At 62.2% G+C, this 547-nt stretch carries 1 pseudogene; it reads left to right on the forward strand.

The features are described 5' to 3' along the window. A pseudogene (locus FV233_RS29825) lies at nt 1-123 on the forward strand (IS630 family transposase); the annotation flags it as partial. Between the last annotated feature and the right edge of the window lie 424 nt (nt 124-547).

Genomic DNA, 547 nt, shown 5'->3' on the forward strand with positions numbered 1-547 from the left:
GCTGCAGCACGGACCGCCGCCGACCTGACCATCGCCATCGAGGACGCGTTCGCCGCCGTCCGACCGGATGAGTGCCGAAACTACCTCACCGCTGCTGGATACGATGCCTATGAGCCAACCTGAAAGGGCACGGCTCTAGCCGTTTGTTTAAGCCCGAGTGGCGAGGCGATCGAAGCACCGGCATCGAACTTGTTCGAGGAAGCCCAGCGCATGAGTCGGCACGACTCATCGCGTGCTCTCGATCGATCGCGCTCCGATTTAAAAGAAGTACCCGGCGCGCGCTGGTTCCGAGACCGCTGAAGGCGGTCGGCCGTAGTCCAGCCGACCTTTGCGCTCATTCTCCAGCCACCGGCACCAGGCAGCAAAACGGTGTGGGTTCTCAAGCTTCGTCGCTCTGGCGGCGATCGCGAGACAGGACCTTAGCACTACTTTGGTAGATTGAGGGAACGCTGGAGGTTTTTGCGGATTCGCCTGCCACGGCCATGAGCGTGGGTGCTCGCGATGTCAGGTGCTGGTGGATGGCGTGAGGATCTGGACCGGTGGCTGC

Origin of the sequence: Methylobacterium sp. WL7, assembly GCF_008040085.1 — a bacterium.
Classification (GTDB): Bacteria; Pseudomonadota; Alphaproteobacteria; order Rhizobiales; family Beijerinckiaceae; genus Methylobacterium; species Methylobacterium mesophilicum.